Source organism: Microcystis sp. 49638_E5 (assembly GCF_021300285.1).
Taxonomy (GTDB): domain Bacteria; phylum Cyanobacteriota; class Cyanobacteriia; order Cyanobacteriales; family Microcystaceae; genus Microcystis; species Microcystis aeruginosa_C.
Genome location: NZ_JAJTDH010000113.1, coordinates 1 through 8,693, shown reverse-complemented (window position 1 = coordinate 8,693; position 8,693 = coordinate 1). Strand labels below are relative to the sequence as shown.

The following is an 8,693-nucleotide window of genomic DNA, read 5'->3' as shown; positions in this document are numbered from 1 at the left end:
CTAACGCCAAAGCGTCTTTAATTGCTTTGTCTTTACGTTGTCTTGACACTTTAAGATGAAGTTTAGCTACTTTTATCCGTTGCTTGTGATAGTTGTTAGACTGTTTCTTTCCTTTGCGAAATTGTTTTGATAATTTCCTTTGTGCTTTTTTCAGTCGTTTTTCTGACTTTCTTAAATAACGTGGATTCTCTACAGTATTGCCTTGAGCGTCAGTATAAAATTCCTTTAACCCTAAGTCAATTCCTGTTATTTGTCCCGTTGGTTTATGTGATTCTTGCCGTTCTACGTCAATCAAAAAGTGGCAATAATAACCGTCAGCAAGTCTAACAACTCTTACCCGTCTAATCTGTTGTTCTGAATAATAAACTAAGGTCTTTTGACTACACCATAAATCAAATTCTCCTGCTTTAAAGCAATCGGTAAATTTAATTTTACGTCTATCATCAGATAGTTGGTAGCCTGTTAGTTTATACTCAACCGAACGGCTATGCTTTTTGAATCGAGGAAAACCCTTTTTCTCTGGTATCTTAGCATGACAATTCTGGTAAAACCGATTAATTGATTGTCAGGCTCTATCAGCAGCCGATTGACGTGCTTGTGAGTTTAATTTATTAACCCAAGGGGTCCCTTTATTGTTAGCTAGTACCGCACAAAGTTTTTGGAGATCATTGCGGGTTGTACCCTTATGATCCATCCAATAACGAACACAAGATTTACGCACAAACTGAGAAGTTTTGATAGCTTCATCAAGCTGGTGATATTGCTCTGGTGTTCCGTTTTTTAGCTTTGCTTCTACGACTAGCATCTAACAATTCTCGACCATTGGCTAAGTGGATTATAACACAGTTTACTCACAAATGATAGAATTAAATCGATACTCCGTTGCTAATATTCTGGTCGGATTTCATCCCCCGCAAAGGTGAGCATCTTGTCGAAAAATCTAGCGGGGGCATTCATCCGACATTTTAGGTAACCTTTAATGAGCCTGTTATGCCGATTGGGGATGGGGAAGTGGGGAGCAGGGGAAATTCAACTAAAACCCTAAAACCCAATACCCAACCGCCAAAACCTAAAGCTCAACAGTTAAACCCTAACAGCTAACGCACCGATCGAGCGCTCAATCATTATTATAGAGACAGTAACAAATATTTATGAAACTTCATGCTTATTAATCGTCTTGGCATCGATCGCGGGAAAAAATTCCTTAAAGAGAGTATCTTGTTCGGAAATGACCCTAATCCCGAATTAATTGGCATTTTAGGGGTTTATTTCGTGCAGGGCATTCTCGGACTCTCCCGATTAGCGGTTAGCTTTTTTTTAAAAGACGATTTGGCCTTGAGTCCCTCCCAGATGGGGGCATTAATCGGAGTGGCGGCGATTCCTTGGGTGATTAAACCAGCTTTTGGATTTCTTTCGGATGGTTTGCCTATTTTTGGCTATCGTCGTCGCCCCTACCTCATTTTATCGGGAATTCTCGGTGTTTTAGCTTGGTTGGCCCTAGCCACTGTGGTGGAGAATGCTTGGCAAGCGACGGCGGCGATCCTGCTTGGTTCCCTTTCTGTCACCATTAGTGATGTCATCGTCGATTCTTTGGTAGTAGAAAGGGCCCGCAGAGAGTCCTTCACTCAATCCGGTTCTCTACAGTCCTTAACTTGGGGAATATCGGCGCTAGGCGGCTTAATTACGGCTTATCTCGGGGGTTGGTTACTGGCACACCTCGGTACTCGTCCTGTCTTCGCTCTCACGGCTATTTTTCCCCTGATTGCCTCCGCCATGGCGTTTTTAATTACAGAGGAAAAAGTCAAGAATAATGATGATGCACAATCCACGCCCAAAGTCAAGGAGCAAATCGGGCAATTATGGTCAGCAATTAGACAAAAATCAATTTTATTACCCACTGCCTTTATTTTCCTCTGGCAGGCTACTCCTAGCGCCGATTCTGCCTTTTTCTACTTCACCACCAACGAGTTAGGATTTGAACCAGAATTTTTAGGACGAGTGCGCTTAGTCACCAGTTTAGCCTCGATCCTGGGTATCTGGGTATATCAACGGTTTTTAAAAGCGATTTCCTTTCGTTTAATTTTGGGTTGGAGTACGGTGATTTCTGCGCTTTTAGGCATGACTACCCTACTCTTAGTTACCCATACTAATCGAGCGCTCGGTATTGACGATCATTGGTTTAGTTTGGGGGATAGTCTCATCCTCACCGTCATGGGACAAATTGCCTTTTTACCCGTCTTAATCTTATCGGCCCGTCTTTGTCCCGTGGGCATTGAAGCATCTCTATTCGCTTTATTAATGTCTATCTGGAATATGTCGGGATTAGTTTCCCAAGAAATCGGAGCTTTATTAACCCATTGGTTGGGAGTCACCGAAACTAATTTTGATAACCTTTGGTTATTGGTGGTGATTACTAATCTCTCTACTCTCCTACCTTTACCCCTAATTAAATGGCTACCTTCTACGGATCCCCAATCTCAGGAAGTCAAGAAAACTTTTCCCCCCGCAGAAGTCTTTGAACATCATGTTACTGGTTCTTTAGCTGAACCCGGTTTTATACCTGAACTTGTCCCCGAATTAATCGACACAAGAGATTGACAGTTCAGAAAAGGGGTTTCTCAAAGAAACCCCTTTTCTATGGCATTCATCTTGCTTAATTGAGAACAGTTTTTAACTTTTCCAAGACAGAATTGTTTAACTTAATTTTTCCCATTCTTCTCTACTAATATTTGCTTGTTGTAAAATTTTAGCCAGCAAGCTTTTACTTATATCTCCTTGGTGTGGATTAGGAATCCAGATTTTTAATTTTCCCTGCACCATATATTGATGATTTCCTCCTACCAGAGGACCAGAAAATCCCAGCTTTCTCAACTGGCGAATTAACTCTTTCCTTTTGATGGGGGCAAAAGGTGGCATCAGGCGATTTTTTGTTGAGGGGTTAGATTGATACCGTCAATAATCGGTAACTGATGCTGTAAGCGTAGTCCTAAAATAACCCAGCCTTCCAAAACTTCCTGTAACTGTTCCTTAGTAGCTTCGAGGGTTGTTTCATTAGCATATACTCCCTCAAATCCCGGAATTTCTCCATAAAAAGTACCGTCTTCTAGAACTTCATAGGTTGCCAGTTCCATTGCTTGTTTTAGATATTTTGTTAGCATCATTGACAGGAATAAAGCTCAGTTATTGTCTCGAAGATTGTCGATTTGATGATCAGTTGTTTTGAACTTGGCGATAATTTTGCCCTGTTTCTCCAGAAAACGGGTTTCTCAAAGAAACCCGTTTTCTAGGTTTTCTAGCTGTTGTCTTCGTCTTTGACGATTTTCCGCTTCTAAGCGACTAATCGCTTCTTCTCATTGTAATCCAACTAATTCCATCTCTTGACAATTGCGGTGTGCTTTTGCCAAAGTTTGCTTAAGTTGATCAGAATCCCGGGGAAGCTGAGGAACAAAATCCATATTTAACTCCATTCAAGTTTAATTTCTTCGACACTACGCATCAAGGCAGGAATCGGCACTTGGGTTGTCTTAATCACTGTTCCAATCCTCGAACATCTGCCCAACGCTAGTATAACGCTTAAGACGCTCAGGATGTTTTTCTACTTCTTCAATGGCGGCGAGCGTTTCTGTATTAGGAATTTGAACATCAAAGGGAAAACCTTGATGACAATCGACATCAGATAAGGCTGGATGCTGGATTTTTTGTAGGAGAAGCTGTTGTTCTTCGTCAGTTAAGGAAAGGATAATTTGAGCAAGGGAATCAATTAGTTTAGTATTGATTGCAGCAGCAGCTTGACTCATATAGCGTTTACATTGTTTAATAGTATATTTTTGAATTGGCGATTTATGAGCGGTTGTTTCGACTCTGGCAAATCAAGCTAAAGGAGAGTTTTAAACTCTGCCACTGTCAATCCCGCTTGACGAATGATAGATCTCAGTGTTCCCTTAGCCACTTCTCGATGGTCAGGGATGGTGATGCGTCGATAGGGATAGGCTTTTTGTCTGAGTATGATATGACTTCCTCGCTGCCGATCTAATTCGTAGCCAATCTTGCCTAGTGCTTTAACCACTTGGCGACCAGCGATAGAAGGAAGTTCACTCATAATTCAACCTCTACCAGTTCCTCAGAAATTGGTGGTGGAATCGGTTCATTGTGCGCTTCTAGGCTTTCTAGATATAAAGCAATTGCTTCCTGAATGTTGGCGAGTAACTCTTCCCGGGTATTGCCTTGAGAAATACAGCCGGGTAGGGAGGGAACTTCAGCCACATAAATGCCATCTTCATCTTGCTCAATTAAGACGCGATATTTCATGGGTTTGTCCTTGCTTTGAATTGATTGGAAGTTAATTATTTGAATCCAGTCTAGCGCGAGTTAGCAACTCCTAGCGATCGCGGCTTATTCCAGAAAAGGGGTTTCTCAAAGAAACCCGTTTTCTATGGCACGGATTAGGGAACCAAGTCCTGTCTTTTGGTAAATTCTATCCAAAAGCCTATCCCCCCCGATTTTGTCAAGTATCGCTGTTTTAAGCGATTATATAGGGTTTTATCGATGTTTTTCGTCAATTATTCTGGGATGAGGTAGGAGTGAAGATCGATCGCCCTAAGTCCAGAAAACGGGTTTCTTTAAAAAACCCGTTTTCTCAGTTGATGAAATAAGCTAAAATCGAATCAACTCGTTGCCCTCGCCTTATGTTTTCTATCCAAACTACCTACACTCAAGCTCAAGAAAATTTAGCGAGCCTTCTGGATCGACTGGAAAGCGAGAATAGTATGGCGATTATTACGCGCCCTGGTCATAAAGATATGGCACTATTAAGCGCAGAGGAATTAACTGGCTTATTAGAAACCGTTTATCTTTTGCGATCGCCTGCGAATGCGAGAAAGTTATTGGCAGCACTGGAACGTTCAATGGAGAGGGACGTTCAAACAATACCGGGACAGACAGTTACAGAACTTTGTCAGGAGTTAGGAATTGAACGCCAAGAGTAGGGCAATTGTCTTTGATCACCAATTTCGAGAAGATTTAAGATGGTGGTACAAAACAGATAAAAAAATCGCCTTTCGCCTACTCGATCTCGTAGAATCTGTCACCGCCGATCCCTTTACTGGGATAGGCAAACCAGAACCCATAAAGTATCTTGAAGCTAATACTTGGTCACGCCGAATTACCACAGAACACCGTCTAGTCTATCGAGTCAAAGATGACCGCATTGAGTTTTTAGCAGCACGATATCACTATACTTAAACAGCTTATGTATTCCAGAAAACGGGTTTCTCAAAGAAACCCGTTTTCTTCTCAAAGAAACCCGTTTTCTATGACACGGATTGGGGAACTAATTAAGCTTTGTCGCTGTCTGGCTTTGGCGTTAACTGGCGTTTAACCAATGCACCCAAGCCTAACAATCCTAAACCTAATACAGTACTCGGTTCAGGAACGGTGTTGACAGTGACGAATTCAGTGGTAGTATCGAGCGCACCGGCGAATGTCCCGACTTTGCCGCCAGGAAATTGCAGACTGGGATCGACGGGATAGAGCTCAGTTCCACCTGACGCGCCGTAGAAAGTTGTGCCATTGCTGGAAGCTATCCCGTCAGAATCAAAAAAGTTGCCGATATCGCTGCCCAGTACATAAACTAACCCGAAGAAGTCAGGCAGCCCGTGGGAGAAGGCGGGGACGAGGGAGTTGCCAGAGAATGACATCATGTAGTCGGTGACTTCACCATCCAAGGAGTGAATAAAACCATCATTATTTAAATCTTCGCCGGTAAACATCCCGGTGATGGTAGCACCTTCGGAGTAGCCACCTTGGAAGAAGTTGAAGGAAGCGGCACTGGCGGGGAGGACAGTCAGTACAGCGATCGCGCTAACTGTGCCAGCGAGGACAACACCAGCCAGAGAGATAGATTTGAAGTTAGTTGTAAAATTCATGGGCAATTTTGGGCAAATTCCACCAGCATTTTACCCCCCCCCGATTTTGTCAAATATCACTTTTTTAAGTCCAGAAAACAGGTTTCTCAAAGAAACCCGTTTTCTCAGTGCGATCGCTTGTGGAAGATCGGGTTTAGGATATTTGTAATCTTTGATACAAATCTCTCGATCATCTGTTCTTAAGATTAAGGCTGGTGTTGCCAATTGATCGGAAAAGAGGCCGGCGCAAGCAGATAAAAACCGCAGAGAAGCTTGTGCCGTGGGATCAAAATTATTAAGCGGAGAATAGCCTCTGACCGGACTTCAACATCAAAGTTAGTAGGAAACTTGTCATCGCCTAAGTTAAAGTAACCCTTTATCCACGACACAACACAATAGGAAAAATACTTATGAGTTATGGAACCCGTGTTCAAGCTATCTCTCAAGTAACGGATCGTAAACCCCTACCTAGCAAAATTCCTCAGCGTTTAGAGGCCCTCTGGGCAACCGATGTCTTTACCCTGAGCAAAATGCAGGCCAGTCTTCCCAAAGACGTATTCAAATCAGTCAAAAACACGATTTTAACCGGGGGAAAATTAGACGTTTCCATCGCTGGTACAGTAGCGGCCGCGATGAAAGATTGGGCCACGTCCAAAGGGGCGCTGTACTATGCTCACGTCTTCTATCCGATGACCAACGCCACCGCCGAAAAACACGATGGTTTTATCTCCGTGCAGAGCGACGGTTCGGTGATCACAGAATTTACGGGCAAAGTCTTAGTACAGGGGGAACCGGACGGGTCCTCCTTTCCTAACGGCGGACTTCGCTCCACCTTTGAAGCGCGGGGTTACACCGCTTGGGATGTCACCAGTCCCGCCTACGTCATGGAGACGGATAATGGTGTAACCCTGTGTATCCCCACGGTTTTCATCTCTTGGACAGGAGAGGCCCTCGACAAAAAAACGCCGCTTTTACGCTCGATTTCATCGATGAGTAAAGCCGCCACCAGGGTGCTGAAGCTCTTAGGACATACGGAAGTCGCCCCCGTTAACTCCAGCTGCGGTGCTGAACAGGAATATTTCCTCGTAGATGCTCATTTTGCCCATAGTCGCCCCGATTTATTGCTCACCGGTCGCACCCTATTTGGTAAACCCGCCGCTAAGGGTCAACAGTTCGACGATCATTATTTTGGCGCGATTCCCGAACGGGTTCAGGTGTTTATGCAGGAAGTAGAGGAAAGAATGTATCGCCTCGGCATTCCGGCCAAAACCCGCCATAATGAAGTCGCCCCCGGACAGTTCGAGATTGCGCCCTTTTTCGAGGCTGCTAACGTGGCCAGTGACCATCAGCAGTTAATTATGACTTTGCTGAAAAGTACGGCTAAAAAACACGGTTTTGTCTGCCTACTGCATGAAAAACCCTTTGCAGGAATTAACGGTTCGGGAAAACACGTTAACTGGTCCGTCGGCAACGCTACCCAGGGCAATCTGTTAGATCCGGGCGATACTCCCCACGCTAATATGCAGTTTTTGTTATTCTGTGGGGCGGTGATTCGTGGCGTTCACAAGTACGGGCCGCTTTTACGCGCAGTGGTGGCTACTGCCAGTAATGATCACCGTTTGGGGGCAAATGAAGCTCCTCCCGCCATTATTTCGGTATATTTGGGCAGCCAGTTAGAAAAGGTATTCGACCAAATTAGCCAAGGCCGAATTGAGGGTTCTGATGCCCCGGGATTGATGGATCTCGGTGTCGATACCCTGCCGGTATTCCCCAAGGATCCTGGCGATCGCAATCGTACCTCTCCTTTTGCTTTTACGGGCAATCGCTTTGAATTCCGCGCTGTGGGTTCTAATCAGTCAGTTTCCGGGCCGCTGGTGGCGATGAACACGATTCTAGCCGATTCCCTGACTTGGGTGGCGGATAACTTAGAAAGCCGGATGAAAGCTGGGGAAGACCTCAATACTGCCGCCGAGGGTGTTCTCAAGGAGATCATGGACAAGCACAGAAATGTGATCTTCGGAGGTAACGGATATTCCCCGGAATGGCACAAAATGGCGGTAGAAGAGCGCGGTTTGGCTAATCTCCGCACCACTGCCGATGCTTTACCCGTGCTGAAAGCTGATTATATCGAAGAACTGTTTGCCCGCATGGGTGTGTTTACCCCCGTTGAACTGGAAAGTCGTTTTGATGTCTATGCGGAACAGTATTTGCTGGCCATCGAGGTGGAGGCGGAACTGGTGGTAAGTATGGCTAAAACGATTATTTATCCCGCTGCCGTTCGCTACTTGTCGGAATTGTCTTTGGCGATCGCTAATGCTGCGGCGATCGGCATCGAGATGGATAAGGAAAGGGCCCAAACCGTCTCGAATTTAATTAAATTACTGATGGATAGCGTTGGCAAACTGAGTGAGGCCATGGCTAAAGACGATTTTGACTCGATCGAGGAACATATGCAGTATTCCGCTCAAACAATCCGTCCCTTGATGGATAAGGTGCGCGAATATGCTGACACGCTGGAAGGAGAAGTGGCCGACAATTTCTGGCCGCTGCCTACCTATCAAGAAATGTTGTTTGTTAAATAACATGACGGCAAGGAGGGGGTAAATAGGCTGAAAAAATGATTGGCCACCCCCTTCTTTTTAGCTCTGGTAGTTTTAAGTTATGTTAAGAATAGCTGTGCGAAACGTTTAGGCATGAAATAGGGAGCCAAATGCCCGAAATAACCGCCTAGTAAGGTCTTCAGTCCCCCGACTGAATCTAAGAGGTCAACCCAGACCAACCTTATAACTG

General features: G+C 44.7%; 10 protein-coding genes and 1 pseudogene. 4 read left to right on the top strand and 7 right to left on the bottom strand.

Annotated elements, in window-relative coordinates; translation table 11 throughout:
* Window positions 1-805, bottom strand: a pseudogene (locus LW728_RS20640) (RNA-guided endonuclease InsQ/TnpB family protein); the annotation flags it as partial.
* 356 nt (window positions 806-1,161) lie between these two features.
* On the opposite strand from LW728_RS20640, the gene LW728_RS20635 reads away from it, so the two are divergent.
* Window positions 1,162-2,598, top strand: coding sequence for a folate/biopterin family MFS transporter (locus LW728_RS20635; protein WP_287767982.1), 1,437 nt, complete (start codon window positions 1,162-1,164; stop codon window positions 2,596-2,598).
* A gap of 96 nt (window positions 2,599-2,694) precedes the next feature.
* On the opposite strand, the gene LW728_RS20630 is transcribed toward LW728_RS20635, so the two are convergent.
* The 5 genes from LW728_RS20630 to LW728_RS20610 form a co-directional block, all read right to left on the bottom strand.
* Complete coding sequence (locus LW728_RS20630) at window positions 2,695-2,916, bottom strand: type II toxin-antitoxin system HicA family toxin (RefSeq protein ID WP_271990164.1); 222 nt, start codon at window positions 2,914-2,916, stop codon at window positions 2,695-2,697.
* Window positions 2,916-3,161 carry a type II toxin-antitoxin system HicB family antitoxin gene (locus LW728_RS20625; RefSeq protein ID WP_002766798.1) on the bottom strand — a complete coding sequence of 82 codons (246 nt, stop codon included), beginning with the start codon at window positions 3,159-3,161 and terminating at the stop codon, window positions 2,916-2,918. The genes LW728_RS20630 and LW728_RS20625 overlap by 1 nt, the downstream gene beginning before the upstream one ends.
* A 363-nt stretch (window positions 3,162-3,524) precedes the next feature.
* Window positions 3,525-3,797 (bottom strand): type II toxin-antitoxin system RelB/DinJ family antitoxin, encoded by a 273-nt coding sequence (locus LW728_RS20620; RefSeq protein ID WP_012264434.1) that lies wholly within the window; start codon window positions 3,795-3,797, stop codon window positions 3,525-3,527.
* Between the two features lie 77 nt (window positions 3,798-3,874).
* The gene (locus tag LW728_RS20615; RefSeq protein ID WP_002803537.1) at window positions 3,875-4,099 is read right to left on the bottom strand and encodes a type II toxin-antitoxin system HicA family toxin; all 225 of its coding nucleotides are present in this window, start codon (window positions 4,097-4,099) and stop codon (window positions 3,875-3,877) included.
* A complete protein-coding gene (locus LW728_RS20610; RefSeq protein WP_149973724.1) occupies window positions 4,096-4,308 on the bottom strand; it encodes a type II toxin-antitoxin system HicB family antitoxin in 213 nt (70 codons plus the stop codon). Before LW728_RS20610 ends, LW728_RS20615 begins: the two co-directional genes overlap by 4 nt.
* Window positions 4,309-4,685: 377 nt before the next feature.
* On the opposite strand from LW728_RS20610, the gene LW728_RS20605 reads away from it, so the two are divergent.
* Both LW728_RS20605 and LW728_RS20600 read left to right on the top strand, forming a co-directional pair.
* Window positions 4,686-4,985 (top strand): type II toxin-antitoxin system Phd/YefM family antitoxin, encoded by a 300-nt coding sequence (locus LW728_RS20605; protein ID WP_002763657.1) that lies wholly within the window; start codon window positions 4,686-4,688, stop codon window positions 4,983-4,985.
* Window positions 4,969-5,241: a Txe/YoeB family addiction module toxin gene (locus tag LW728_RS20600; protein ID WP_012264430.1), complete on the top strand. Its 273-nt coding sequence runs from the start codon at window positions 4,969-4,971 to the stop codon at window positions 5,239-5,241. The genes LW728_RS20605 and LW728_RS20600 overlap by 17 nt, the downstream gene beginning before the upstream one ends.
* Before the next feature lie 92 nt (window positions 5,242-5,333).
* Here LW728_RS20600 and LW728_RS20595 read toward each other — a convergent pair whose 3' ends face one another.
* On the bottom strand, window positions 5,334-5,924 hold the full coding sequence (locus tag LW728_RS20595) for a PEP-CTERM sorting domain-containing protein (RefSeq protein WP_287767970.1): 591 nt from the start codon (window positions 5,922-5,924) through the stop codon (window positions 5,334-5,336).
* Between the two features lie 389 nt (window positions 5,925-6,313).
* Here LW728_RS20595 and LW728_RS20590 point away from each other — a divergent pair, with 389 nt between their 5' ends.
* Complete coding sequence (locus LW728_RS20590; protein ID WP_046662456.1) at window positions 6,314-8,485, top strand: glutamine synthetase III family protein; 2,172 nt, start codon at window positions 6,314-6,316, stop codon at window positions 8,483-8,485.
* Window positions 8,486-8,693: the final 208 nt, after the last annotated feature.

Bases quoted from the DNA above. Each gene is read 5' to 3' on its own strand.
- LW728_RS20610 (WP_149973724.1), bottom strand. From the start codon at position 4,308: ATGAAATATCGCGTCTTAATTGAGCAAGATGAAGATGGCATTTATGTG.
- LW728_RS20625 (WP_002766798.1), bottom strand. From the start codon at position 3,161: ATGATGCTAACAAAATATCTAAAACAAGCAATGGAACTGGCAACCTAT.
- LW728_RS20635 (WP_287767982.1), top strand. From the start codon at position 1,162: ATGCTTATTAATCGTCTTGGCATCGATCGCGGGAAAAAATTCCTTAAA.
- LW728_RS20590 (WP_046662456.1), top strand. From the start codon at position 6,314: ATGAGTTATGGAACCCGTGTTCAAGCTATCTCTCAAGTAACGGATCGT.
- LW728_RS20605 (WP_002763657.1), top strand. From the start codon at position 4,686: ATGTTTTCTATCCAAACTACCTACACTCAAGCTCAAGAAAATTTAGCG.
- LW728_RS20620 (WP_012264434.1), bottom strand. From the start codon at position 3,797: ATGAGTCAAGCTGCTGCTGCAATCAATACTAAACTAATTGATTCCCTT.
- LW728_RS20630 (WP_271990164.1), bottom strand. From the start codon at position 2,916: ATGCCACCTTTTGCCCCCATCAAAAGGAAAGAGTTAATTCGCCAGTTG.
- LW728_RS20615 (WP_002803537.1), bottom strand. From the start codon at position 4,099: ATGAGTGAACTTCCTTCTATCGCTGGTCGCCAAGTGGTTAAAGCACTA.
- LW728_RS20595 (WP_287767970.1), bottom strand. From the start codon at position 5,924: ATGAATTTTACAACTAACTTCAAATCTATCTCTCTGGCTGGTGTTGTC.